General features: G+C 38.6%; 24 protein-coding genes, 1 tRNA gene and 2 pseudogenes. 26 read left to right on the top strand and 1 reads right to left on the bottom strand.

Annotated elements, in window-relative coordinates:
* The first annotated feature begins 6 nt into the window (after positions 1 to 6).
* The 4 genes from zapA to G7084_RS06175 all read left to right on the top strand — a co-directional run bounded on the left by zapA (position 7) and on the right by G7084_RS06175 (position 4,330).
* The gene (gene zapA, locus G7084_RS06190) at positions 7 to 231 is read left to right on the top strand and encodes a cell division protein ZapA (RefSeq protein WP_166011037.1); all 225 of its coding nucleotides are present in this window, start codon (positions 7 to 9) and stop codon (positions 229 to 231) included.
* Positions 231 to 767, top strand: a complete 537-nt coding sequence (locus G7084_RS06185) for a CvpA family protein (RefSeq protein WP_166011035.1) — start codon at positions 231 to 233, stop codon at positions 765 to 767. The genes zapA and G7084_RS06185 overlap by 1 nt, the downstream gene beginning before the upstream one ends.
* Before the next feature lie 145 nt (positions 768 to 912).
* Positions 913 to 3,315: an endonuclease MutS2 gene (locus tag G7084_RS06180; protein WP_166011033.1), complete on the top strand. Its 2,403-nt coding sequence runs from the start codon at positions 913 to 915 to the stop codon at positions 3,313 to 3,315.
* Positions 3,316 to 3,490: 175 nt separating this feature from the next.
* On the top strand, positions 3,491 to 4,330 hold the full coding sequence (locus G7084_RS06175; RefSeq protein WP_166011031.1) for an aldo/keto reductase: 840 nt from the start codon (positions 3,491 to 3,493) through the stop codon (positions 4,328 to 4,330).
* A 113-nt stretch (positions 4,331 to 4,443) separates the two neighbouring features.
* Here G7084_RS06175 and G7084_RS06170 read toward each other — a convergent pair.
* Positions 4,444 to 4,515: transfer RNA gene (locus G7084_RS06170), tRNA-Glu, on the bottom strand.
* Positions 4,516 to 4,779: 264 nt separating this feature from the next.
* Between G7084_RS06170 and coaBC the strand changes: the two genes are divergently transcribed.
* From coaBC to gntK, 22 genes and pseudogenes are all read left to right on the top strand, one after another.
* On the top strand, positions 4,780 to 5,988 hold the full coding sequence (gene coaBC, locus G7084_RS06165) for a bifunctional phosphopantothenoylcysteine decarboxylase/phosphopantothenate--cysteine ligase CoaBC (RefSeq protein WP_166011029.1): 1,209 nt from the start codon (positions 4,780 to 4,782) through the stop codon (positions 5,986 to 5,988).
* Entirely contained in the window at positions 5,989 to 7,152 is a 1,164-nt protein-coding gene (locus G7084_RS06160) for a hydroxymethylglutaryl-CoA synthase (RefSeq protein WP_166011027.1), read from the top strand.
* 99 nt (positions 7,153 to 7,251) lie between these two features.
* The gene (locus G7084_RS06155; RefSeq protein ID WP_166011024.1) at positions 7,252 to 7,692 is read left to right on the top strand and encodes a nucleoside 2-deoxyribosyltransferase; all 441 of its coding nucleotides are present in this window, start codon (positions 7,252 to 7,254) and stop codon (positions 7,690 to 7,692) included.
* Between the two features lie 30 nt (positions 7,693 to 7,722).
* Positions 7,723 to 8,622 (top strand): N-acetylmuramoyl-L-alanine amidase family protein, encoded by a 900-nt coding sequence (locus tag G7084_RS06150; protein WP_166011022.1) that lies wholly within the window; start codon positions 7,723 to 7,725, stop codon positions 8,620 to 8,622.
* A 272-nt stretch (positions 8,623 to 8,894) separates the two neighbouring features.
* Entirely contained in the window at positions 8,895 to 10,220 is a 1,326-nt protein-coding gene (hisS, locus tag G7084_RS06145) for a histidine--tRNA ligase (RefSeq protein WP_166011020.1), read from the top strand.
* A gap of 2 nt (positions 10,221 to 10,222) precedes the next feature.
* Entirely contained in the window at positions 10,223 to 12,022 is a 1,800-nt protein-coding gene (gene aspS / locus G7084_RS06140) for an aspartate--tRNA ligase (RefSeq protein WP_166011018.1), read from the top strand.
* 19 nt (positions 12,023 to 12,041) lie between these two features.
* Positions 12,042 to 12,923, top strand: coding sequence for a YitT family protein (locus G7084_RS06135; protein ID WP_166011016.1), 882 nt, complete (start codon positions 12,042 to 12,044; stop codon positions 12,921 to 12,923).
* A 164-nt stretch (positions 12,924 to 13,087) separates the two neighbouring features.
* Positions 13,088 to 13,273, top strand: a complete 186-nt coding sequence (rpsU, locus tag G7084_RS06130) for a 30S ribosomal protein S21 (protein WP_166011014.1) — start codon at positions 13,088 to 13,090, stop codon at positions 13,271 to 13,273.
* Positions 13,274 to 13,426: 153 nt separating this feature from the next.
* Positions 13,427 to 13,870: a GatB/YqeY domain-containing protein gene (locus G7084_RS06125; RefSeq protein WP_166011012.1), complete on the top strand. Its 444-nt coding sequence runs from the start codon at positions 13,427 to 13,429 to the stop codon at positions 13,868 to 13,870.
* A 165-nt stretch (positions 13,871 to 14,035) separates the two neighbouring features.
* On the top strand, positions 14,036 to 14,995 hold the full coding sequence (locus G7084_RS06120; protein ID WP_166011010.1) for a PhoH family protein: 960 nt from the start codon (positions 14,036 to 14,038) through the stop codon (positions 14,993 to 14,995).
* A 34-nt stretch (positions 14,996 to 15,029) separates the two neighbouring features.
* Positions 15,030 to 15,512: an rRNA maturation RNase YbeY gene (gene ybeY / locus G7084_RS06115; RefSeq protein ID WP_166011008.1), complete on the top strand. Its 483-nt coding sequence runs from the start codon at positions 15,030 to 15,032 to the stop codon at positions 15,510 to 15,512.
* Positions 15,490 to 15,945, top strand: coding sequence for a diacylglycerol kinase family protein (locus tag G7084_RS06110; protein WP_166011006.1), 456 nt, complete (start codon positions 15,490 to 15,492; stop codon positions 15,943 to 15,945). Before ybeY ends, G7084_RS06110 begins: the two co-directional genes overlap by 23 nt.
* Positions 15,946 to 16,031: 86 nt before the next feature.
* Positions 16,032 to 16,940, top strand: coding sequence for a GTPase Era (gene era, locus G7084_RS06105; protein ID WP_166011004.1), 909 nt, complete (start codon positions 16,032 to 16,034; stop codon positions 16,938 to 16,940).
* 26 nt (positions 16,941 to 16,966) lie between these two features.
* Positions 16,967 to 17,782, top strand: a complete 816-nt coding sequence (recO, locus tag G7084_RS06100; protein WP_166011002.1) for a DNA repair protein RecO — start codon at positions 16,967 to 16,969, stop codon at positions 17,780 to 17,782.
* Positions 17,775 to 18,287 carry a tRNA (cytidine(34)-2'-O)-methyltransferase gene (locus tag G7084_RS06095; protein ID WP_166011000.1) on the top strand — a complete coding sequence of 171 codons (513 nt, stop codon included), beginning with the start codon at positions 17,775 to 17,777 and terminating at the stop codon, positions 18,285 to 18,287. The genes recO and G7084_RS06095 overlap by 8 nt, the downstream gene beginning before the upstream one ends.
* A 76-nt stretch (positions 18,288 to 18,363) precedes the next feature.
* Positions 18,364 to 19,268, top strand: a pseudogene (truB, locus tag G7084_RS06090) (tRNA pseudouridine(55) synthase TruB).
* A 30-nt stretch (positions 19,269 to 19,298) separates the two neighbouring features.
* On the top strand, positions 19,299 to 20,243 hold the full coding sequence (gene ribF / locus G7084_RS06085) for a riboflavin biosynthesis protein RibF (RefSeq protein ID WP_166010998.1): 945 nt from the start codon (positions 19,299 to 19,301) through the stop codon (positions 20,241 to 20,243).
* A gap of 64 nt (positions 20,244 to 20,307) precedes the next feature.
* Positions 20,308 to 22,010 (top strand): annotated as a pseudogene (locus G7084_RS06080) (NFACT RNA binding domain-containing protein).
* Positions 22,011 to 22,181: 171 nt separating this feature from the next.
* A complete protein-coding gene (locus G7084_RS06075) occupies positions 22,182 to 23,159 on the top strand; it encodes an ABC transporter ATP-binding protein (protein ID WP_166010996.1) in 978 nt (325 codons plus the stop codon).
* A gap of 5 nt (positions 23,160 to 23,164) precedes the next feature.
* Entirely contained in the window at positions 23,165 to 23,992 is an 828-nt protein-coding gene (locus G7084_RS06070) for an ABC transporter permease (protein WP_166010994.1), read from the top strand.
* Between the two features lie 26 nt (positions 23,993 to 24,018).
* Positions 24,019 to 25,122, top strand: coding sequence for a glycosyltransferase family 2 protein (locus tag G7084_RS06065; RefSeq protein WP_166010992.1), 1,104 nt, complete (start codon positions 24,019 to 24,021; stop codon positions 25,120 to 25,122).
* Between the two features lie 309 nt (positions 25,123 to 25,431).
* On the top strand, positions 25,432 to 26,961 hold the full coding sequence (gene gntK, locus G7084_RS06060; RefSeq protein WP_166010990.1) for a gluconokinase: 1,530 nt from the start codon (positions 25,432 to 25,434) through the stop codon (positions 26,959 to 26,961).
* The last annotated feature ends 5 nt before the right edge of the window (positions 26,962 to 26,966 follow it).

Raw genomic sequence — 26,966 nt, 5'->3', positions numbered from 1 at the left:
TCCGGAATGGTGATGAATCGAGTCCAAGGACAGATATTAGGAAAAACATATACTTTATCAACGTCAGAGAACGAAGCACATATGCAGGCGGTTTTTAAACTTGCTAATACACAGTTAATTGATTTACAGCAGCAAAATGCCCAATTGAATCAAAATGATGCGCTAGTGTTAATCGCCTTAAATGCGCTATCTGATCAACTTAGTATGCAACATAAATATGAGGAAAATTAATGGTCATTACAATTATAATTTTAGGATTGTTTTTTGTGGCAGCGATGAATGGATATCGTAGTGGATTAGTAAAAACGCTGTTTCGATTTGTAGGACGGATTATTATTTGGACGATTGCAATTATGCTATCGCACAATATTGGTCAATTTTTGGCTGAACATTTACAATGGTCTTTTGCGTCAAATTGGTCTTCTCCGGTGACTGATAATTTAGTTAATCAATCTAATAAATTTTTGTATTCTGGAATTGGCTTTTCGCTAATCACTGGAGTCGGTTTTTATCTTTTACATCGGCTACAAAGGGGACTGAAATTTATAAACAAGGTTCCATTGGTAGGAACAGTTAATCGATTAGCTGGAGCATTGTTGAGTCTTATAATTATGTATTTGGGAATTTTTTTCTTCTTATACATTGCTGGGGCACTCGATATTACGTGGCTTCATGAACAAATTACCTACTCGACGCTGGCGCAAACAATCATGCAGCAGACTCCAATTTTATCTGAAAAAATATATGAGTGGTTTTTGCTAATGTAGTTAATGAGAGCGTTTGGATATCCAAATGCTTTTTTATTAGAATAGATAGGTATTTGTCCGTAAATATAAGCTTGGCTCAGTTACTGTTATAATGAAATCAGTTATTTAAATTTAAAATCAGAAAAACAATGGAAGGAAACAACTAATGAATCATAAAATATTAGAAACACTTGAATATGATGTCATCAAACAACAGCTACATAATAAAATTATGACAGCCGGTGGTGAACTTGAATTGGAAACCCTAACCCCGACTAGTGATGCCAATGAAATGCAGAAATGGTTGGCTGAAACCGCTGATGCAATGACAATTATTCGAATCGCGGGGGGGATGCAGTTATCACGCCTTGGTAATATTAAACCCCAAATGAAGCGGTTAAAAATTGATGCCGATCTAAATGGAACAGAATTAGCGCAAGTTGGTCGGGTATTATTTGCGACTGGCCAAGTGAAACAATTCTTTGATAATTTTATTTTGGATCATGATGAAGAATTGGAACATCTAAGTCCCTATGTAGATCGTTTAATGACTCTACCAGAGCTTACTAAACAATTAAATCAAGCGATTGACCAAGATGGTAGAATTACCGATGAAGCTTCCAGTGAGTTAAAGCGGATTCGTCAATTGATCTTGGGCACTGAGAATGGGATTCGCCAAAAGATGCAAGAATATACTCGGGGTAAAATGGCTAAGTATTTATCGGACCCGATTGTAACGATTCGAAATGATCGATATGTTGTACCCGTACGTGCAGAGAATCGCAATAAATTTGGTGGCGTTGTGCATGATCAAAGTCAAACAGGCCAAACACTTTATATTGAACCTGCACCAGTAGTTGATCTCAATAATCGGTTAAAAGAAGCTCAACTAAAGGAACGGGCAGAAGAAGTGCGGGTGCTACATGATTTATCAATGGCTTTACAACCATATCAAGATGAAATTTTAGAAAATGCGCAATTATTAGGTCATCTCGATTTTGTAAATGCAAAGGCCCTTTACGCAGTTGATTTGAAAGCAGTTCAACCTGAATATAGTTCTGAAAAGAATATTCGATTAATCCAAGCCCGTCATCCACTGTTGGACCAGAGACGTGCGGTTGCTAATGATATTATTCTAGGCGAAGATTACTCGGCGATTATTGTGACCGGACCAAATACAGGTGGGAAAACAATAACGCTTAAAACTTTAGGTTTATTACAAATAATGGCACAGTCGGGATTGTTTATTCCTGCTGATGAATACTCAACTGTGGGCATCTTTGATAATATTTTTGCCGATATCGGAGATGAACAGTCGATTGAGCAGTCGCTGTCAACGTTTAGTTCTCACATGGTTAATATTGTCGATATTCTATATCAAATAACGGCTAATTCTTTAGTTCTATTCGATGAACTAGGCGCTGGAACGGATCCACAAGAAGGTGCAGCCTTAGCTATGGCAATATTAGATGCTGTTGGGGCCGTGGGGGCGTACACGGTTGCTACGACACATTACCCAGAATTAAAGGTTTATGGTTATAATCGTGTTGATACGATTAATGCTTCGATGGAATTTGATGTAGAAACATTAAAGCCTACGTATCGGTTTATGATTGGAATCCCGGGTCGATCAAATGCATTGGAAATTTCAAAACGCTTAGGACTATCTAATGCGATTATCGAACAAGCTAGTCAGTTGACTAGTGATGATTCACAAGAACTCAATGATATGATTCAAGATTTGGTTGATAAACGCAATTTGGTCACTAAGCAACAAATTGAATTAGAGCAACAGTTACAAATCAACCGCGTTAAAACCAATCAATTAGATCAAGCAACTACAAAATTTGAAGTTGAGCAGGCCCAAATGTTAAATCAGGCTCAGAGTGAAGCGAATCATATTGTGGCGGAATCGCGCAAACAAGCGGATAAAATTATCGCTGAGTTGCATCGTCTGCAACGGCAGGGGGCAAATGTCAAAGAGAACCAAATTATTGATGCTAAAGGGGCTCTAAATGCGTTGAAACAGGAACCAACCGCTGAAAACAATCGAATCCTACGCAGAGCAAAAACTAAAAAACAGGTTGCCATTGCCGTGGGTGATACGGTCTTAGTACCAGAATATGGGCAACAGGGGACCATCTTACGGCAATTAAAGGATGGTAAATATGAAGTCCAAATTGGAATCTTAAAGATGGTTCTTCCAGGCACTGAAATTGAAAAGCAATCTGGAGTCATGGCGACCCAAACGAATAAGACTAAGCAGGTTAAAAATAATGTCAATGCGAAGTCAAAGCGTAATGTCAGTTTAAATCAGGCAACAAATCGGGCCAATGCTTCAGCAACATTGGATCTGCGCGGAGTTCGGTATGAGGCTGCAATGCATGAATTGGACCGGTTTATTGATAGCGCGTTACTGAATAATTTATCTAGTGTTGAGATTATTCATGGAAAAGGAACGGGTGCGATTCGAAAAGGAACACATGAATACCTTCGTTCGCATCGAGCAGTGAAGCAATTTAACTTTACTGGGCCGGATCAAGGGGCTACCTACGCAGAATTAAATTAATGAACACGAGTAATCATCAACTGTACCTAGTGAGTGGGAATGGTTGATGATTATTCGTTTTATTTTAGATTGGAGGTACTTTGAAGTCAGTAACGAACTTTAAAGTGGGTACTGGTTAGTTTGCTCAGCACTTATTATATATAGAAGTACTGATGAGAAAAGAGGTGTGGTAAAAATGCTAAAAACACTGGATAAGAAGATTAAATTAAATAATGGTCTCCAAATGCCACAAATGGGACTTGGGGTCTTTCAAATTCCAAATGATCAAACGGCAGCGGTAGTAGAACAAGGGATTATTAATGGGTATCGCTTAATTGATACTGCTCAAATTTATGGAAATGAAGAAGGAACCGGTGTTGGAATTCAAGCTGGTTTAGCTGCAACGGGCCTCAGACGAGAAGATCTATTTGTGACGTCAAAGATTTGGAATGATAATTTGAGTTTTGATGAAGCGGTTGCAGCGGTGGAGGATAGCCTTGCCAAGCTCCAATTGGACTATTTAGATTTGTATTTAATTCACTGGCCCGGTCAAACTAGTTTTAAAGCAACGTGGCAAGCCCTCGAAATGATGTATAAATTAGGTAAGATTAAGGCGATTGGAGTTAGTAATTTTAACGATACGCATTTATCAATGCTAGATACTTTTAAGACGGTGAATCCGGTAGTGAATCAAATTGAATTACATCCTAAGTTAACGCAAGTTCCATTGCGCAAAACATTATTTGAGCGAGAGCTTGTTGCGGAAGCGTGGTCGCCATTGATGCAAGGGAAATTATTTCAAGAACCAGTCTTATTAAATTTGGCTAAGAAATATCATAAAAATCCGGCCCAAATTATTTTGAAGTGGGATTTACAGCAAGATTTGATTGTGATTACGAAGTCTATTAAGGCCGATCGTCTAAAGGAAAATGCTGAGTTAGATGATTTTGAATTGACTGAGATGGAAATGCAAAATATTAGTGCTTTGAATCGAGACGTGCGTGTAGGACCTGATCCAGAGCAATTCGATTTTTAAAGAATGAATTTATGAAATTGTAAAGCAAAAAGCAGCCATTTTAAATGGCTGATTTTTCATTAGTAGATAAAAAAATAAGTGTATCTACTAAACGTAGACACACTTAAGGACGATAGCTCATCAGGGAGTCGAACCCTGGATGCCGGTGTGAAAAACCGGAGTCTTAACCGCTTGACCAATGAGCCATAATATATTTGCTGTTACTTAACAACAAATAATATAATATCAAGAATATAGAAACTATGCAAGTGTTTTTTGAAATTAATTTTTGATTTTTATAAAATAAGATGGAAATATATTTAAACGGAATGGTTATGCTAAAATAGATTTAACAATTTAGTCTCCAAAAATCTAGTTAAGCGACAATTAGTTATACATAATTGTAGTTTTATGGCTGAATCTGATTGGGTAAAACCATCAATTGAAAAGAAGCATTGAGGTACGGTGAAATGTTTAAAGATAAAAAAATTGTGTTAATTGTAACTGGTGGAATCGCGGCCTATAAAGCAGCAGTCTTTGTTCGGCTTTTAATTAAAGCGGGAGCAGCCGTTCAAGTAGTGATGACTGCTAGTGCACAGGAATTTGTGACTGAAAAGACTTTTGCTGTCTTAACCAAACGGCCGGTATTGACAGACCTATTTAAAGAGACCGCGACTGGAAAAGTGCCACACATTGAATTAGCTGATTGGGCAGATTTAATGTTTGTGGTTCCAGCGACAGCCAACATCATTAGTAAGATCGCTCAAGGAATTGGCGACGATGTGGCTAGTACGCTTCTTCTGGCGCGCCATACGCCGTTATTGGTCGCCCCAGCGATGAATGAAAACATGTATCATAATCCGGCTATACAGCGCAATTTAGATCAATTAAGAGCAGACCAAGTTATTATTTTGGAACCAACTTATGGAATGTTAGCTGAAGGGTATGCGGGAATGGGTAGGCTACCGGAACCAGAAGTGCTTTTTGAACAAGCTGAAATCAATTTACGTCAGCAACAAAAAACACCTTTAGCGGGGAAGAATTATTTAGTGACGGCTGGTGGGACGAAAGAAGCATTGGACCCGGTCCGTTTTATTGGGAATCGCTCATCGGGTAAGATGGGCTATGCCCTGGCCCAAGCTCTGGTTGAAGCTGGAGCACAAGTGACTCTCATTTCAACGGTCGACTTAAAAGCTCCATGGGGAGTAAAAGTGGTAACGGTCCAAACGGCGCACGAAATGGAATTCGCTTTGGAGCAACGGTTTGATCAAAGTGATGGTTTGGTAATGGCTGCGGCGGTTGCTGATTTTAGAGCAGCACAGGTGGCAACTCAAAAAATTAAAAAAAATAATGGACAAGGCTTAGAGCTTCAATTAACGCAAAATCCAGATTTGATAGCGCACTTTGGAGCCAAAAAAGGGCATCAAAAAGTGATCGCGTTTGCGGCAGAGACTAATGATTTAATCACGCACGCTCAAGCAAAGTTGAAAAAAAAGAATGCCGATCTTTTGATTGCCAATGATGTTAGTAAGAGTGATCGTGGCTTTGGAGTCGACCAAAATCAAGTTACATTAATCGAACCTGGTCAGCCAAATGTTGATTTACCACTATTAAGTAAAATTGAAACGGCGCGCGCAATTGTAAAGAGAATTATTCAATTAACGGCAAGGGAGAATTAAATGCAAGTAGGAATTGATCAAATTAGTTTTTTTTCACCAAATTATTATATTGATATGGTTGATTTAGCACTGGCTCGGGACCAAGATCCAAATAAATATTTGGTTGGAATTGGTCAGAGTCAGCAAGCAGTGATTCCACCAACGCAGGATGCAGTTACGATGGCGGCAAATGCGGCCGAACCAATTTTAACTGACTTAGATCGACAACAATTGGATTTAATTATTTTTGCTACTGAATCCGGAGTAGATCATTCAAAATCAGCTGCAGCATATTTACAACGATTATTAAATATTCAACCCTTTGCACGGACCATTGAAATTAAACAAGCATGTTATGCGGGAACCTATGGTCTGATGCAAGCTCGTGATTATGTTGAATTGAATCCAACCAAAAAGGTTTTAGTTGTGGCTAGTGATATTGCTCGCTATGGTCTAAGGACCGGTGGAGAAGTGACACAAGGGGGTGGAGCAGTTGCGATGATGGTGACCGCTAATCCTCGGATTATGACACTTGAACGGGATAATCAGTTTATGACGAAAGAAGTTATGGATTTTTGGCGGCCAACTTATGCGACTGAAGCCCGCGTAGATGGTAAATTTTCAAATAATGTCTATCAAGAATTTTTTGTGGAACTATGGGAACGTTACCGGAAAGTTACTGGAAAGGATATTAACGATTTTAAGGCCTTTGTTTTTCATTTGCCTTATACCAAAATGGGGTTAAAAGGCTTACGACAAATATTGCCTGAAGCTGATGCAGACCAACAAGCCCGTTTACTAGCGCAATTTGAGGCAAGTCGGCTAGATAATAAAAAATTTGGTAATTTATACACGGGCTCGCTTTATCTGAGTTTATTATCACTATTGCGCCATAGTACCGATTTAGTGGCGGGCGATCGGATCGGACTGTTTTCATACGGATCAGGAGCAGAAGGTGAATTTTATTCGGGGATTATCCAAGCAGATTATCAACAAATGTTGGTGCCAAATCAGCTTGATGATTTGTTAGCCGAAAGAATTAAATTATCTATCCCAGAATATGAAGCAATGTTTCAAGCGACCCTAAATGGAGCTGCTGATCGTCAGCTAGATGGAGCTGCTGATCCCGCTCTATATGTCTTAACCGGTCTGCAACAAGAGCAAAGACAATATGAAAAACAATGAATTTGTAATTGTAATTAATGCTAGTTTACACTAAGAAATTAAGGTAAAATGATTAGGTAAGTGACGACCATACGTGGATTTAGAAAGAGGACATTTAGGATGAAAAATATTTATTTGGCTGGACCATTTTTTAGTGATGAACAAATCGCACGTTTAGAACGAGTAGAAGCTGCTTTGGAAAAAAATCCGACAGTTGGATCCTTTTATAGTCCTTTTCGGCATCAATTAGAAGATCTTGAATTTGGCTCAAAGGAATGGGCGGAAGCAGTCTTCGCTGAAGATCGGCATGAACTACATAATTCCGAAGTCGTCGTTGGAATTGTTGACTATCAAGACGAACATGTTGACCCCGGAACTGCTTGGGAATTAGGTTATGCAGGGATGCAAGAAAAGCCAGTGATTGTCTTTAAAGAAAAAGATGGTGGAATTAATATTATGATCTCTGTTCCTGGGCACGCTTTCGTTCAAAATGCAGAAGATCTTGCCGAATATGACTTTGACACTCTTCCTAAGGGTGACTGGGATGGACCCGTCTTCTAAATAATTAAGTAAGCAGGAGTATTAGCCGGTATGTTGCGACGTGGAATGGAAATAATCAAAAAATTTTTAATAAAATTTTGGCTTCCTTTGGGAATTACGGTTGTGATGTTGGCAATTGCATTAGCATTCACCATGGTCTTGTTGGTCCGCCAACAAATTACAGTGCACATTAATAATATTACAATTCGTCAAGGACCGGATGTTTTAAAATCGGCACAGGGTATGTTAAAAAAAGGTGAGCATCTAAATATTTTAGACCGCGATAATGGGTGGTATAAAATTCAACGTGAGGATGAGAGTACTGGTTGGGTCGCAGGATGGTTGGTTGAAAGAAAAGAACCGGTAAAACATATGAGTCTATTGTCTGAGGCTACCATTGAATTGGATCCTGGACATGGCGGTTCTGATAACGGAGCATCTAGTATTGATAAGAAGCATTTTGAAAAAAATTATACGCTTGCTTTAGCTCAAAAAACTCAAAGTGAGTTACAAAACAACTATGGAACACGAGTGCTGATGTCACGAGATGATGATCAAGTTGTTGGCTTACTTAAAATCCCTAAAGTTGGTGAGGCGCACCGTGCCAACGCTTTTGTTTCGTTCCATTTTGATTCCACTGACGAAAATAACACTGGAAGTGGGTTCACTTCTTACTATGGTAAAGAAGATAACGGCTCGCAAGAGTTAGCTCAGTATTTAAATAGTTCCATGGCCCCAGTCATGCCTATTAAAAATTTAGGTGTGAAACAGGCCGATTATATTGTTTTGAAATATAATTCAGTACCGTCTGCATTGTTAGAAAATGGTTATATCAATTCTAGTCGAGACTTTAAAAATATTCGTAATAAAAAATATCAACAAACAATTGCTAAAAGGGTGCCGTTAGGCTTAGAACAATATTTGAATTATCAAGCTAAGCAAACAGAATAACTTGAAAAATAGAGATGATTAAGGGATAATTAACTTTAATTAATAAAGAACCGATGATAAAGCTTATCTGGTGAAAAATGCTCAGCGAGCGGGAGTTGGTGCAAGCCCGTCATTTAATTCATAAGTGGACACTTTTAAGGTCGCATTTGCGCGTTTGCCTCGTTACGGTATTTTTAAGTACAAACCAAGGTGGTACCGTGCTCATAAGCGCCCTTGACGATTTTTTAGTCGGGGGCGCTTTTTATTATTTAAAAGATTGGAAGGATGCTCAGATGGCACAAAGTATGTATCAAAAACCCAAAGGAACAGCTGATCTATTACCAGGAGAATCACATAAATGGCATTATGTGGAAGAAACGGCACGGTTGTTATTTGGAGATTATCAATATCAAGAAATTAGAACCCCGATTTTTGAAAGTTTTGAAGTATTTTCGCGTACTTCAGGAGATACGTCGGATGTTGTAACGAAGGAAATGTATGACTTTAATGATAAAGGTGATCGGCACTTAGCGTTACGTCCGGAAGGAACAGCTGGAGTAGTGCGGGCTTTTGTTGAGAATAAATTATTTGGACCGGAGTATCAAAAACCATATAAGGCCTTTTATATTGGACCAATGTTTCGTTATGAGCGACCACAGGCTGGACGAATGCGTCAATTCCATCAAATTGGAGTGGAAGCATTTGGGGCTGATGACCCGGCTTTGGATGCTGAAATGATTGCGCTGGTTGTTGATTTTTTCCAAACCCTAGGACTTTCAAACCTCAAGGTGATGGTCAATACGTTAGGTGATTTAGAGTCGCGTCAAAATTATCGGCAATCTTTGATCGATTACTTAACGCCTCATTTCGCTGAATTATCACATGATTCACAGGTGCGATTAGAAAAGAATCCACTGCGGGTTCTCGATTCAAAGGATGCTAACGATCAAAAAATTGTTGCGGATGCCCCATCAATTTTAGATTATCTCTCGTCAGCCGCGAAAAGCCGTTGGGATAAATTACAAATTTTGTTAGAGGCGTTAGGAATTGAATATGAAGTTGATGCAAATGTCGTACGAGGATTAGATTATTATAATCATACAATCTTCGAAGTTATGACAAAGTCGGCTACGTTAGGTCATGGGTGGACCACAATTGCTGGAGGTGGTCGCTATAATGGATTAGTTGAAGAATTAGGTGGTCCTGAACTATCAGGAATTGGTTTTGGAATTGGTTTGGAACGCTTGATGTTGCTTTTGGAAAGTGAAAAAGCCAGTTTGCCTGAATCACCATCTCTTGATTTATACGTAGCTAATCAGGGTGAAGATACTGAGGTAGTAGCTTTACAGTTAGTCCAAGCTGCACGTTCCTTTGGCTATTCAGCGGATCGTGATTATTTGAATCGAAAGCTCAAGGGACAATTTAAGGCCGCTGATCGGCAACAAGCTCGGTATGTTGTAGTAATTGGCGAACGTGAACTAGAGACCCAGAGTGCTAATATTAAGAATATGCAAACAGGTAAAGAAGTTAATCTTAAATTAGCGGAGTTATACACTAATTTACCAACTTACTTAACCGATGAAACGGTAGATGTAGATGCTAATACGGAGGCAGAATAACGATGCAACGCACAAATTATGCGGGATTGATTGATGAAAATTATGTTGGACAAACTGTAACCTTGCAGGGATGGGTGCAAAAACGTCGAGATTTGGGCGCGTTAATTTTCGTCGACTTGAGAGATCGCGAAGGACTAGTGCAGTTGACATTTTCAGATGATATCAGCGGGGCTGCATTAAAAATAGCTGATCAATTAAGAACGGAATTCGTTATTGAAGTAGAGGGGATCGTTACCCTTCGTGAGGCGGGAATTAACTCTAATTTGCGGTCTGGTAAAGTGGAGGTTCAAGTTCAAACGGCTAAAATTTTAGCCACAGCTAAAACAACCCCTTTTAACATTGATGATGATGTTGATGCTGCTGACGAGCTACGTTTGAAGTATCGTTATCTGGACTTGAGACGCCCAGTAATGCAAAAAAATATACGAATTAGATCAAAAATTACGGCAGCTACCCATGAATTTTTGGATGCGAATGGTTTTATTGACATTGAGACTCCTTACCTAGCTAAATCAACTCCCGAAGGCGCGCGTGATTATTTAGTGCCATCACGAGTTAATCCAGGATCATTTTATGCTTTACCTCAATCACCACAATTATTTAAACAATTATTGATGGGGGCAGGATTTGATCGTTATTATCAAGTTGCGCGGGCCTTTCGTGATGAGGATTTAAGAGGAGATCGTCAACCTGAATTCACCCAACTAGATGTTGAAACTTCATTTATGAATCAATCTGAAATCATCGCTTTGGTAAATAAGTGGGTTGCTGCTATTATGCAAAAAACAGTTAATTATGAGTTGGAGACAGGCACTATTCCAATGCTAACGTGGCAAGAGTCAATGGATCGATTTGGAACAGATAAGCCTGATTTGCGTTTTGGGATGGAATTGATTGACTTGACGGCATTTATGCAGGACTCTAGTTTTAGTGTTTTTGCAAAGGCAGTTGAAAATCAAGGACAAGTGAAGACTATCGTGGTTCCAGGAGTCGCTGATGATTATTCACGTAAAGACTTGGATAAAAAAGCACAATATGTTGAGCGTTTTGGTGCCAAGGGCTTACCTTGGTTGAAAGTAACGGCTGAAGGGTTAAAGGGACCGATTGCTAAATTCTTTAGTGATAATGAGGAAGCATTGATTGCAACGACACAGGCTCAGGTTGGTGACCTATTAATTTTTGCAGCGGATCAAGCTAGTGTCGTGGCAGGATCCTTAGATGCCTTACGTCGAATGTTTGCGAAAGAACAAGATATGATTGATGAGCAAAAATGGGCTTTTGCCTGGATTATCGATTGGCCTCTTTTTGAATATCAACCAGAAGAAGATCGTTGGATTTCAGCTCATCATCCCTTTACGATGCCAAATGAAGCTGATTTGGAACTCTTGGAAACGGTGGAAGGTGCCCATCAGGCTCATGCACAGTCATATGATTTGGTCTTAAATGGTTATGAATTGGGGTCCGGTTCAATTCGTATTCATCGAATGGATATTCAAGAAAAGATGCTGACTGCGCTTGGATTTACCCCCGAGGCGGCCCAAGAGGCCTTTGGCTTCTTATTGGAAGGAATGGAATATGGATTCCCGCCAATGGGCGGAATTGCCTTAGGTTTGGACCGCTTAGCAATGATTTTGGCTGGGACTGAGAATATTCGGGAAGTCATTGCCTTTCCTAAAAATTCAAAGGGAAGTGAACCAATGACGGAAGCTCCGTTACCTGTTTCGAAGCAGCAATTGGCTGAATTAGAGCTAACGGCACCAATATATGCAGATACCAAAGCGCCGAATTTAGCAGAAGAATAATGAGGGCATTAATAATATTATGCAAACAGTAAAAGATTATATGCGAGGTCATGAGTACACGAGTCGTTTAACGGCTGCGGTGGTTTATGCGGTTTGTGCAGCGATTGCTTTGAATTTCTTTTGGACGAATGGTCATATTTATTCATCTGGCTTTACGGGATTGGCACAATTAATTAACACTATTTTAGTTAAAATCTTTGGGGTTCCGCTACCGATCTATATTATTTTTGTTCTGTTAAATATTCCATTATTAATTTTCTCAATCAAAAATATTGGTGGACGGTTTACGTTTTTTACGGCCGTTGCGATCTTTTTAGCTTCATTTGCAATGCGTTTTATTGTGGGACCACATCAACCTTGGACGCAGGACCCTTTGATGGACGCCATTTTTGGAGGTTTAATTAATGGATTTGGGACGGGATTTGCTTTGCGTAATGGTCTATCAACCGGTGGTTTAGACATTATTGGAATTGTTTTACGTCGTAAGTATGGGATTAATATGGGAAATGCCAACTTGATCTTTAATTTTTTCATCTTGCTAGGCGCTGGTTTTCTCTTCGGACCTAAGTATGCTCTATATACTGCGATTGGTTTGGTGGTGAATGCCCGGATGATTGATGCGCTATATACTCGTCAACAAAAGATGCAAGTGATGATTATTACTGAACGTCCACAAGAGGTGGCGGACTCATTACAAAATAATTTGCGTCGTGGAATTACAATCGTACATCATGCTGAAGGTGCTTATAATCATCGGCCCAAAGAAATTTTATTTACGGTAATTTCACTTTATGAAGAAATTGATGCATATCACGCGATTGGTCAAGCTGATCCCAAAGCTTGGTCGTCAATGTGGAAGATTGAACGTACATTTGGACGCTTCTATGAACCACGGTTGTAGATTGATGTTTTACTAATAATAACTTTAGGCAAAAATGCGCCGTATTTTAATCGGCATAGAAGATATAAAACCTTGCGTTTGAGTTAATGATTTGGTAATATTTAATATTGAACAAAGTGTGGGTCTTATTGACTAATTAAACACGAGAAAGGAGGGAATTTATCATGACAAAGACTGTTGTTCGTAAGAATGAGTCTCTTGATGATGCTCTCCGTCGTTTCAAGCGTGGTGTATCAAAGGATGGTACTTTGCAAGAATACCGTAAGCGCGAATTCTACATTAAGCCATCAGTTCAACGTAAGTTGAAAGCTGAAGCTGCACGTAAGCGTAAGAACAAGAAGAGCCGTTAATTGGTTCATGACCGAATTATCATTAAATTGATAGTTCGGTTTTCTTTTTGTGATCACAAATTTAAATTTAAAGATAAATAATTAGTGAACTATACATAGGTGTGACGAATACCGTATAATTAAATTAATGAATAAAGAAATGAGGCTAGAATAATGACATTGCTAGATACATTAACTGTAGATATGAAAACTGCTATGAAAGCTAAGGATAAGGCTACACTTTCGGTGGTACGGATGTTAAAGGCAGCCGTTTCCAATGAACAAATTAAATTAGGGCATGATTTAACGCCTGAAGAAGAGCTTGCGGTCTTATCACGTGAATTAAAGCAACGAGTAGAGGAACGTGATTCATATCAAGCCGGGCATCGAACAGAATTAGTTACTGAGATCCAACAACAAATGGATGTCGTCAAGCGTTATATGCCTGCACAGATGTCTGAAGCTGAAGTTGAAACGATCGTAAAAGCAACGGTTGAACAAGTTGGTGCCACTCAAAAAAGTGATATGGGAAAAGTAATGGGGGCACTTATGCCAAAAGTAAAAGGTAAGGCGGACGGTAAATTAGTGAACGATTTGGTACAAAAATATCTTAATTGATCCAAAATAATAAGTTTGAATGGTTTATTAATACTCAGTAAAATTTTTATTGAGCCAAGAATAAACAATTCAGACTTTTTTGTTAATAATAAGCAAATGTTAGGTGTCTTATTTAATGTGCGGTATAATAAATAAGACACTTAAACGAATAAAGAGGATGGATTTTTGACAAAAATCGTAAAAAATTATCGTTTTGAAAATTCAGAACAGGAATTGGGCTTAATTGGAGCGCAAGATACGAATTTAAATTTATTGTCTGAAGGTCTTAACGTTCAACTTGTCATAGTAGGGGATCAACTCCAAATTACAGGTGAAGCTGAATCAGTCGAACAAACCGTTGCAGTATTAAATCAATTAGTGCTTTTGGTTAAAAAGGGAATTAAATTGAATGCTGCTGATTTAGTAAGTGCAATACATATGGTTCAGCGGGGAACTTTGGAGTACTTTGTTGATTTGTACACTGAAACTTTAATTCGAGATCAAAAAGGTCGGTCAATCCGGGTTAAAAGTTTTGGTCAAAGGCAGTATATTCAGGCCATTAAACATGCTGACATTACGTTTGGAATTGGCCCAGCTGGAACTGGGAAAACATTTTTAGCAGTCGTGATGGCGGTAGCAGCCTTGAAACGTGGTGAAGTAGAGCGGATTATTATTACAAGGCCAGCCATTGAAGCAGGTGAAAATTTGGGTTTCTTACCAGGTGATTTAAAAGATAAGGTCGATCCATACTTACGCCCTATTTATGATGCGTTACATACTATTATTGGCAGAGAACAGACGGAGCGTTTGATGGAACGAGAAGTGATTGAAATCGCCCCATTAGCTTATATGCGTGGAAGAACTTTGGATAATGCATTCATTATTTTGGATGAGGCGCAAAACACCACATCACAACAAATGAAAATGTTTTTGACTCGTTTTGGTTTTGGTTCCAAAATGATCGTGAATGGTGATATCTCACAAATTGATTTAGGGCATAAATCTCAGTCGGGGTTAGTCCAAGTGGGGCAAATTCTGGAGAACGTGTCAGCAATTACTTTTATTAATTTTGATGCTGACGATGTCGTTCGGCATCCTGTCGTAGGGTCAATTGTACGAGCATATGATGAATATGAAACAAAATAATATACTTTAGAATAAATGCAGGAGATTAATGAAAATGGATTTGGCGATTGATGACCAAACAAAATTAGGGCTGCCTAGCACTCAAATCGATTTGGTGGAACGAGTTTTACAATTTGCAGGAACCTACCTTGAATTACCTGATAATACAGAAATGTCAGTAACCTTTGTTAATAATGATGAAATTCAACGTATAAATCGGGAATACCGTAATTTGGACAAACCAACAGATGTGATCTCATTTGCCTTAGAGGATGATGATGAAGATCTACCAATTATTATGGATCCTGAGATGATGGAAGAAATACCTAAAAATATTGGTGATATTTTTGTGTCAGTTGATAAAGTGCAAGAACAGGCCGATTTTTTGGAACATCCGTTCGAACGGGAATTAGGATTCTTGGTCGTTCATGGTTTCTTACATTTGAATAATTATGATCATATGCGTAGTGCAGAAGATGAAAAAGTAATGTTTCGTTTACAACGGGAGATTTTAGATGACTTTGGACTCAAACGATAATAAAAAAATTAAACCTATGATGCCATTAGATGAGCAGCAAGTAGTCAAAAACTCGCATTTTTTACAATCATTTGGGCATGCTGTTGAAGGAATCGGGCAGTTATTGGTACGGGAACGTAATATGCGCTTCCATTTTTTTGCATCAGTGATTGTAATCTATTTGGGTTTTCATCTTCATATTGGTCGGCAAGATTGGTTGTGGACGGCAATGGCTATCTTTGCGGTAGTGATGTCCGAATTTGTGAACACCATGATCGAAACCATGGTTGATTTGATTGTGGGGTATGAATATCATCCTTTAGCTAAAATTGCAAAGGATGTGGCAGCTGGAGCGGTTGTTTTTGCTGTTGTTTTTGCGATGGCTGTGGGAACAATTGTTTTTTATCCCTATGTAGTACCAATTATTGAACGTTTATTGAATTTAAAATTTTAGTGAATTTTCTACACGAAATTTCAAGCTAAAGTACTAAACGCAAATGACGAACCAAACTCGTCATTAATACGAAAAAGAGGAAAATAATGAGTGAACAAGAATTTAAGTCGGGCTTTATTGCCTTAGTGGGACGACCAAATGTAGGTAAATCAACTTTACTTAACCAGATGATTGGTGAAAAGATCGCGATTATGTCACCAAAGGCGCAGACAACACGGAATAAAATTCAAGGAATTTATACAACAACGCAAGGTCAAATAGTTTTCTTGGACACACCTGGAATTCACAAACCCCAAAATTCATTAGGCGATTATATGGTAAAAACGGCCATGTCAGCAATTCGTGAATCAGATATGGTTTGGTTTTTAGTCGATGCGGAAACACCTAGAGGACGTGGGGATGATTTTATTATTAATCGTCTAAAAGAAACTAAAACACCTGTCTACTTAATTATTAACAAAATTGATTTAGTGAAACCAGAAGCATTACTGGCCTTAATTGCAGACTATCAAGCTCAAATGGACTTTGCGGAAATTTTCCCTATTTCGGCCCGCAATGGGGATGGAGTCCAGAGCCTTCTTGATTTTGCGATGCCAAAAATGGAGGTTGGACCGCAGTATTATCCCGCCGACCAAATTACGGATCACCCGGAACGATTTATCATGGCAGAATTGATTCGTGAAAAAGTCTTGCAATTAACTCGTCAAGAAGTTCCACATTCTGTGGCAGTAGTGATTGATAAAATTGAACGGCAAGATGAAAATCATTTGCATATTCAGGCTACCATTGTGGTAGAACGCCCAACCCAGAAAAATATTGTTATTGGGAAGCAGGGAGCGATGATTAAGGAAATCGGAACAAGGGCTCGTCGTGATATTGAACGTTTGTTGGGGGATAAAGTTTTCCTAGAGACGTGGGTTAAGGTTGAAGAACGGTGGCGTGATAAGCCTCAAGCCCTCCAAACGTATGGTTACAAAGAGGACGCGGATGTTTAATTAAGTTACTTTGGGAGGTGATTAAGGTGGCTGAAACCAGATTAAGCACTTTTCAAGGGATTGTGATGTACCAGCGTGAGCACAAAGAACGAGATTTGTTAGTAAAAATTCTAACACGCGAATTCGGCAAAAAAATGTTTTTTGTAAAAAATGGTAAATCGAAGAAAAACCGTTTGACGGCTGAACTTCAACCTCTCATGCAGGCGACGTATGAGGGAACTATCAACTTTAATGGGTTAAGTTTTATTGATGATGTTAAAGCTATTCATTTGGCACGTTCATTTATGGAAGATATTGAATTAAATGCCTATGGAACATATCTTTTAGGCTTAATAGATTCAGCCTTTGTGGATAATCAGCCGCTCACAACGTGGTTTGATTTAGCTCAATTAGGTTTAGAAAAAATTGAACACGGATTTGATCCTCAAGGAATTGCTAACTATTTTGAATTAGCATTGTTACCGGCTTTTGGATTGGAAATGAATTGGAGTCAATGTGCAATTTGTGGGCGAAGTGACCTTCCTTTGGATTTTTCGGATCAATACCATGGGGTTCTTTGTCAAAATCATTTTCAAGTAGATGATCAACGCTGGCAAATCGATCCTAAAGCCATGCTAGTTTTATCAAAATTTTCTCAAATATCTTTAAACCAATTGGGTTCTTTAAAATTAAAGGCCAAGACGAAACAAGAGATGGCTCGGCTCATGAATCATATTTATGATGATCAAGTTGGAATACATTTAAAAAGTAAAACTTTTATTCAACAATTAGATAATTGGCAGGACCGGCTTGGAAGGCGCCAAACATCAACTTTAGAAAAAGGAAAGCAAAACGATGACTAATCATATTGTTTTATTTGAACCATTAATGCCTGCGAATACAGGTAATATCGCGCGAACTGCTACAGGAACTAACACTAAATTACATTTAATTGAACCTTTGGGTTTTCAGTTGGATGATAAGCATCTGAAACGAGCAGGATTAGATTACTGGGAGACTGTTGATATTACCATTCATCCAGATTTAACAAGCTTTATGAGCACTTTATCCGATCAAGATGAACTATTTTTAATTTCAAAGTTTGCTGATCGGAGTTATCACGAAGTTGACTATACGCTTTCCGACCATGACTATTATTTCATGTTTGGAAAAGAAACCACCGGGTTGCCGGAGACATTTATGCGGGAACATGCTGATTTGGCTTTGCGCATTCCACAAAATGACCAACATATTCGGGCCTTAAATCTTTCCAATTCGGCCGCGATCGTTATTTACGAAGCCTTAAGGCAACAAAATTTCCCGAATTTAGATTTAGTGCATACCTATGAACATGATAAGTTAAAGTAGTGCAGGCACGTCATTTTTGACGTGTTTTTTACCTTTTATTACCTAAATTGTAATGAACTGATTGAGGAGGATCGAGATGGACGGAATTATTGCAATAAATAAACCTAGTGGGATGACTTCGCATGATGTAGTTTTTAAATTACGTAAAATTTTAAAGATGAAAAAAATTGGGCATGCGGGCACGTTAGATCCTTCCGTTGATGGTGTTTTACCAGTGGCATTAGGGCGTGCAACGAAAACAATTGAATTTTTACAAAATAGTGGCAAAATTTACACGGGTGAGATTACTTTGGGATTTGCAACCGAAACTGAGGATTTAGATGGGGCTGTCGTTGAGAAAATGCCCTTAGTAAATCCATTTACATTGGATGAAATTCAAGCGGGAATGCAAAAATTAACAGGGGAAATTATTCAAATTCCACCGATGTATTCTGCAGTTAAAGTGAATGGCCGTCGGTTATACCAATATGCTCGTGCCGGTGAAACGGTTGAACGTCCAAAAAGACGTGTTAAAATTTATGAATTTAAAAATATAAATGAACCCAAGTTTGATGCACAGTCTGGAACCCAAACTTTTAAATTCACAGCTCAGGTTTCAAAGGGGACCTATATCCGAACGTTAGCTGTTGATCTAGGTAAATTTTTAGGTGTACCTGCGGTTATGAGCCAACTGACTCGAATTGAAGCGGGGGGTTTAACTTAGAACAAGCTCATACGCTAGAAAAGCTTGCTGAATCAACCCCGGATGAAATTGAACAGTTAATTTATCCGTTAGACTACGCCTTAAAGCCCCTAATCCACGTTGAATTAACCGCAATCCAATGGGCGGAAGTGAAGGATGGAAAAGGTTTGCCGGTTACAGAAATGCCATTTCAAACGGATCAACTTGTGTACGTCTACGCAAATGAAGTTAAGTCCGTAGTTGCTTGGGATTTTGATAAAAATCAATATCGGCCCTATCGGACGTTTAAAATTAATTGAAATTAAAGGTAAAAAAGAGGTTGAGAACGCATGCGAATTATTCATTTACATCATCCTTATCAATTGAGTCAGATTGATAAAGAACCAGTGGTTTTAGCAATGGGGTTCTTTGATGGAGTTCATATTGGGCATCAGGCAGTATTACAACGAGCAGCTAAAAAAGCTCAACAAGAAAAAATTAAACTAGCTGTCTTAACTTATAATCAACATGCTTCGATTGTGTTTAGCAAACAGTCACAGCCGTTGAAATACTTAACCCCAACATCACAGAAATTAGAAATTTTTGCTGATATGGGGGTGGATTTGGTGTACATGGTCGAGTTTACTTCAGCGTTAGCTCAAGTTCCACCAACACAATTCGTACAACAGTATATGGTTGATTTGCATGCGATGGCAGTGGTGGCAGGATTTGATCATACATTTGGCCCGGCAGACATTGCTAATATGAGTACACTACCCCAATTAGCAAAAGATCGCTTTGAAGTTTTGGAAGTACAGCCAATTTTAGTTCAAGGGACGGAAGCTGCATCAACTAAAATTCGGGCGTTATTAGATGCGGGAAAAGTGGAGCTCGTTACTCCAATTCTCAATCGAGTTTATACAACAACCGGGGTTGTTGTACATGGTGATGCTCGTGGACGTGAGATGGGATTTCCGACGCTAAATATTGTGACACCAGTTGATGAACGGTTGCCCCAAGATGGGGTGTACGTGGTGGAAGTACTAGTCAATCAGAAATGGTATGGCGGAATGGCTCAAATCGGCTATAATGTAACATTTGGTGCTGGTCGTGCTCAAACCTTGGAAATTAATTTATTTAATTTTACTGATTTGGTTTACGGCGAACAGGTGAAGATACGTTGGCATCAATATTTACGAGCTGAAGTCGAATTTTCAGGTATGCCCGATTTGATGGAACAACTGGTTTTGGATCAACAAAGAAGTGAAGCATATTTAAACACATTATCCGATTAATCCCAGGCTGACGATGATCTATGTCAACTAGTGGGTTGAATTTTACAGCAAGAGGAGGTATCGCATGGCATTTGATGGTCTCTTTACACATGCAATGGTACATGAATTAAATCAAACCTTGGCTGGTGGTCGAATCACTAAGATTCATCAACCGTATCCCAATGAAGTTTTTATCACAGTACGCAATAACCGGAAAAATTATCCGGTTCTATTGAGCGCGCATCCAAGCTTTGCACGGGCTCAAATTTCGCAAATTAAGTATACCAATCCGCAAACCGCGCCTAATTTCGTTATGATGTTACGTAAGCATTTAGAGGGAGCACAGTTATTGAGCGTTGAGCAAATCGAAAATGATCGAATCATTAAATTTGCAACCACTGGACGAAATGAATTAGGTGATGAAGAGAAGACGTCTTTGTATCTTGAAATGATGGGTCGGCACTCGAATTTATTCCTAGTTAGTGAAGCAGAACAAAAAATTATTGATTTAATTAAGCACGTTTCGCCTGACCAAAATCGGGTTCGTTCTTTGATTCCAGGTGGTCGTTACATTATGCCACCAAAACAAGACGTCTTGAACCCTTTCAAATCATTACATGGTTTGGCCCAATTAATTTTAGATATTCCAGAAATATCAGATTTAGCAAAGGCTTTACAACAAAGTTTTCAGGGGTTGGCAAAGGATTCAGCATTAGAATTAGCAACTGTCTTACATAATCCGGGGGATGCCTTAGCGAATGCACAAGCTTGGTTGGAACATTTTGACACACCGGCCCCCAAATTGTAGAACAAGAACGCGGGATTAAATTTGCCCCTTTTAATTGGCAGACTCTTCCAGGGACCGTCAGTCAATTTGAGACGCTTTCTGCAATGTTAGACCAATATTTTGCTGAAAAATCTGAACGAGATCGGGTTAATCAGCAGGCGAATGTGGTTTTACGGGTCATTAAAAATGAACTCAAAAAAAATCGAAATAAGGTAAAAAAATTTCAACAAGAACTAGTGACAGTTAGCCAAGCTGATGAATATAAAGTGAAAGGTGAACTTTTAACGACTTATATGCATGAGGTAGAACGAGGTATGACAACCATTGATCTACCAAATTATTACGATGATAATAAATCGTTGACGATTGAATTGTCTAATCAGCTGAGTCCGTCAAGAAATGCTCAAAAATACTTTACTCGATACAATAAATTAAAAGCTTCCGTTAAATATATTGATGAACAAATGAAAATAGCGAATTTGGAGATTGCTTATTTTGAAAATTTGCAATCACAAGTAAATATTGCGGCTCCTAAGGACATTGAAGAAATTAAGCAAGAATTAATTCAAGAAGGTTACTTAAGAATCCAGACTAAGAAAAAACAGAAGCCGCAAGTGAGCGCACCCGAAAAATTCTATGCAACTGATGGGACTTTAATTGAGGTTGGGAAAAATAATCTACAGAATGAACGATTATCAATGAAATCGTCAGATCGACATGATATTTGGTTACACACCAAAGATATACCGGGATCCCACGTAGTCATTCATGATAGTAAACCGAGTGCAAAAACGATTGAAGAAGGGGCTAAATTAGCTGCATATTTCTCTAAGGCACGTGATTCTTCAAATGTACCGGTAGATTATTTACCAATTCGTCGTTTACGGAAGCCGAATGGTTCTAAACCTGGTTTTGTGATTTTTGAGGGCCAACAAACCTTGGCAGTTACACCGCAACGTTCGGTCGTGGAAACATTAAGGAAAAATCAGGCTCCAAAGTAAATAATCAAAACAGGATAGAATTGAGTTTTGATATCAACTTGTTGAATACTAGTTAGCCGTTAAATTGTTAAGAAGCGGGCATGATTGGAATGGTAAACTTGAAAAGTTAAACGTTTTTAGATACCATGATTAAAGCAATCGAATTGATACTTAAATAAAAAGGTGAACAGAATGCTTGATGAAGCGAAACAATATACGGTGCGAGCACAGGGAATAACTAAAAATTTCCAATTGTTTTCAACTCAATCCGAAAAATTAAAATCTATTTTTAAAGGCAACACTGATGGTGCCAATTTTTGGGCTTTACGGGGTTTAACTTTTGATATTGAGCCAGGTGATGTCGTTGGAATTGTTGGAACGAATGGTTCTGGTAAGTCAACTCTTTTGAATGTTTTGAGTGGGGTGATTCCACAAACTTCGGGAACCTTAGAAATTAATGGTTCAATTGGAGTGGTAGCCATTAATGAGGGCTTAAATTGGGATTTGACTGGCCGTGAGAATATTAGGTTAAAACAACTAATGATGGGGATGACTAATCATCAAATTGATTTAGCCATGCCAGAGATTGTCGAATTTTCAGAATTAGGTGAGTTTATTGATCAACCAGTCAAAGATTATTCATCAGGGATGCGATCAAAATTAGGCTTTTCGATCGTAACTCATAATGATCCGGATATTTTAGTCGTCGATGAAGCATTATCAGTTGGTGATCAAAATTTTTCAAAAAAAGCGCTCACGAAAATTAGAGAATTTATCGCTGATGGTAAAACGATTTTTTTCGTTTCGCACGATTTAGAACAAGTTCGCGAATTCACCAATAAAGTGATGTGGATTCAATATGGACAAATGTTGAATTTTGGACCGACGAAACAAGTAGCGGATGAATATCAAGCCTTTACGCAAAAGTTAGATCAGATGAGTGAAGACGAACGCACGCAATTTGTGAACCATGAAAAGCAACAACAACAATTATTTACAATTGACCAATTAAAAGATAAATATATTCAGTCTGGTGTTTCAGAAACTGAAATGCGTCAAATGACAAAGCTGCGCAGCTTTGAAGGGTTTGGTCGCTTTAGCTTGTGGTTCACGTTAGCATTAATCGTGGCCATGATGGCGCTTGTGATCTGGATGGGATATGGTAGGTAAATTAAATGTGGATTATTATTAAATCAATGTTTCAACTGATGTTGGAGCAAATCAAAAATATTGGATTAACAGTAAGGCTGGCTATTTATGATACGCGGGCCAATAATGCGCACAAATATTTAGGTAGTTTGTGGGAAATTTTAGATCCACTATTCCAAGTTTTGACATACGCTGTCATTTTTGGAGGAGGATTTCAAACCCGTGCGCCACAAGATGGAATGCCATATTTTACCTGGATGGCAGTTGGTTTTTCAGCCTGGTATTTAGTAAATCAAGGTTTTTCAGATACGATTCGATCAATCCAGACCCAATTATACATGGTTAAGAACGTTAAATTTCCAGTAGTAATCTTACCAATGATTCGGGTAGTGCAGGTGATTCCGGCGGTCTTATCAATCTCTGGAGTTGCAATGATTGCAATGATTGTAACTGGCCATTTTCACCCTAGTATTTACTGGTTTCAAGTGATTTATTACTTGTTTGCGGCATTTGTAATGTTATTTTTCTTAGGTATTTTTAATGCTACAATCAATATTTTGATTCCCGATTATGATTTGGCGATTCGCCAAGTCTTGCGTCTATTATTCTTTGTTTCTGGAATTCTTTCAGAGCCAGTGCAAGGGAATGGATTCAATAACTTTATTTACTTTATTTCTCGAGTAAATCCGTTCTATTATATTGTGAATGGTTGGCGAGCCACATTTTTAAATAATCAATGGTTCTGGGATTCACCAACAATGATGGCTATTTTCTGGTTAGAAATTGCTTTCTTTGCAGTAATTGGAACGCACCTCTACTTAAAGTTCAAAGATCAATTAATTGATTTTGTATAATTTAATAATTAAATTTGGAGATTAAGATGACAAATAAGAAGGTCGCAGCGGCGATTGTTACTTACAATCGACTAGCCCTGCTTAAAGAATCGTTGCAAGCAGTATTAAATCAAACTGATTACTTAAGCCATGTAATTGTAGTTAATAATAAATCTAATGATGGAACTGCAGAATATTTAGCCACGATTGAAGATCCACGTGTGATCGTTTATAACTCACCGGATAATTTGGGTGGTGCCGGTGGATTTAATCAAGCTGTTCGTTTATTTGCGGAGAAGCTAGACGATGACTATGTTTGGCTCATGGATGATGACACGATTGTAGATCCAGATGCTTTAAAATATTTAGTTGAATTTATTGCTGAAAATGAAAAAGTCGGTTTTGTAAATTCTGTTGTGCGGTGGGGTGAGCGAACAGGTAATCCTTCATGGATGAATGTTCCAGCACCACGTGGATTTACGTGGCAAAGTCATTTAAATAGTGATAACAAAGGAATTGAGGTTGTTAATTCAACCTTTGTGTCTGTGCTATTTTCACGCGAAATGGTGGCAATGGTTGGTTTACCACAAAAAGAGTACTTCATTTGGGGTGATGATATGGAGTATACCAATCGTATTGCAGACGTTAATCGTGGATATACCGTTTTAAATTCGGTTGTTGTGCATAAGTCAAAAGAAAATTCGATGCCAGGTGATGTCATTCGTGAAAAAGACGAAAGTCGACTTTGGCGGTATGGTTATGAATTTAGAAATCGAATTCTAACTGGACGACGAATTTCGAAGAAGGACGCTCGTAGCTTGGCTTGGGGTGCATTGAAGTATGAATTGCCGCGTGTACTATTAAAGCGAAACGTTAAATTTAGGTTTCCAAAAGCTAAGATGATTATCGGCGGAGTCTTTCGTGGAATTAAATTTAATCCCAAAATTGAATATGCGCAAATTCCACGCTTACAAAAACGTTCGATTAATGCAATTATGCGTGCCTATCAATTAGCTCATCCGGATGAACGAATTACGTTGGATCGCGAAATTGAAATTATTAGTGCCTTCCAATTAAATGATCTGAAAGGTATTAATGCAAAAACTGATAAGTTTATTGCTGAATACGAAAAAGAGCAAAGTACACGTTAAAATTAATCAAGGCTCAAAAGTTGAAATTTTTCGAAAAAATTGTAAAAATTATCAGAATTATACAAATTCAAGTTATATTAAAAAGGTTGGGGACCGGGCTTCTACAACCTTTTTTATATCTTTTTTATGAAAACGGTTGCAAAATTAAATCGTTTTACTTATAATATTCAATGTGCTTAAATAATTTACGCAGTTATATGTAAAAATTTTACATATAAAATGCTTGCATTGTAAAAAAGCTTTACATATAATTGTGTATTATAAATATAATAAATAATGCGATTTTTTCATACTTGGAGGATTGAGCGAATGGATTACTTAATTGGTGTTGATATGGGGACGACCTCAACGAAGGCCGTATTGTTTGACAAAGCAGGACATGTCATTACCTCTGCGAATAAAGGATATAATCTTTACCGGGACGCCCCGGATATGGCGGAAGAAGATCTAGATGAAATTTTTGAAGCTTTCTCAGATGCAATGCGTGAAGTCATTCGCTTTGATAAAGATGCAAATATTTTAGCAGTTTCCTTTTCATCAGCGATGCACTCATTGATCGCGTTTGATGCCGATTGGAATCCACTAACGCGAGTAATCACGTGGGCGGATACACGGGCAGTTAAGTATACTGAAGAATTAAAAGCCAATGGATTAGGTGCTGAAATATACGCACATACGGGAACTCCGATTCATCCCATGGCGCCATTGTCAAAGTTACTTTGGTTGAAAAATGAGCATGCTGATGTTTATAATCAAGCAGCCCACTATTTGGGAATTAAGGAATATATTTTCCACCGTTTGTTTGGAACGAATAAGATGGATATTTCTATTGCCTCTGGTACCGGGATGTTTAATAGTTTTAACTTAGATTGGGATGAACAAGCCCTTGAAGTAACAGGAGTTCAGCGTGATCAAATGCCAACTCCAGTTGATCCATATACGATGGAAACTGAAATGTTGGAAGAATACTCAGTTCTTTTGGGATTACCAAAAGATACGCCGTTTGTTTATGGAGCAGGTGACGGTCCGCTATCTAACTTAGGTGTTAATGCGGTGCAACCCAGTGTAGCTGCCGTGACGATTGGAACTTCAGGTGCCATTCGAGTAGTTACGGATGCTCCTAAGATTGATCCAAAAGGGCGGACCTTTACTTATGCTTTGGACAAGGACCATTGGGTTGTTGGTGGTCCGGTTAATAATGGGGGTGATGTTTTCCGGTGGGTCCGGAACAATTTATTTGATTCAGAAAAGTCAACCGCATCATTACTGAATATGGATTCATATGACTTGATTACAGAAATTGCGAGTCAAGTTCCTGCAGGAGCTAATGGATTGCTGTTCCATCCTTATTTGGGTGGAGAACGAGCACCAATTTGGGATGCAAATGCACGGGGCTCTTTCTTTGGTTTGACGCATAGTCACACACGCGCACACATGGCTCGTTCCGTGTTAGAGGGAATTATTTTCAATATTTATATGGTTGAATTAGCCCTTGAGGAAGTTGTTGGTGATTTGAAGTCTATTCAAGCGACAGGTGGTTTTGCTCGCTCAGCGCTTTGGCGTCAAATGTTAGCTGATATTTTCGAACAACCAGTTACAGTGCCGGAAGCGTTTGAATCAGGGGCCTTAGCAGCAACTGTGATGGCGCAAAAGGCATTGGGACTTGTAGATTCACTGGATGTGATTGGGGATATGATTGGAAATGCCAATACGTATGAACCAAATCCAGAGAATTATACGGTTTACCGAGAACTGGCTCCGATTTTTATTCGTTTAAGCCGTCAATTACAGACGGAATATAAGAATATTGCGGATTTCCAACGTTCACATACAAAATAGATAAC

The sequence above is a fragment of the Weissella coleopterorum genome (assembly GCF_011304355.1).
GTDB lineage: Bacteria > Bacillota > Bacilli > Lactobacillales > Lactobacillaceae > Weissella > Weissella coleopterorum.
Note: the sequence above shows the minus strand (reverse complement) of the source record. Positions and strands in the feature narration are given on the sequence as shown.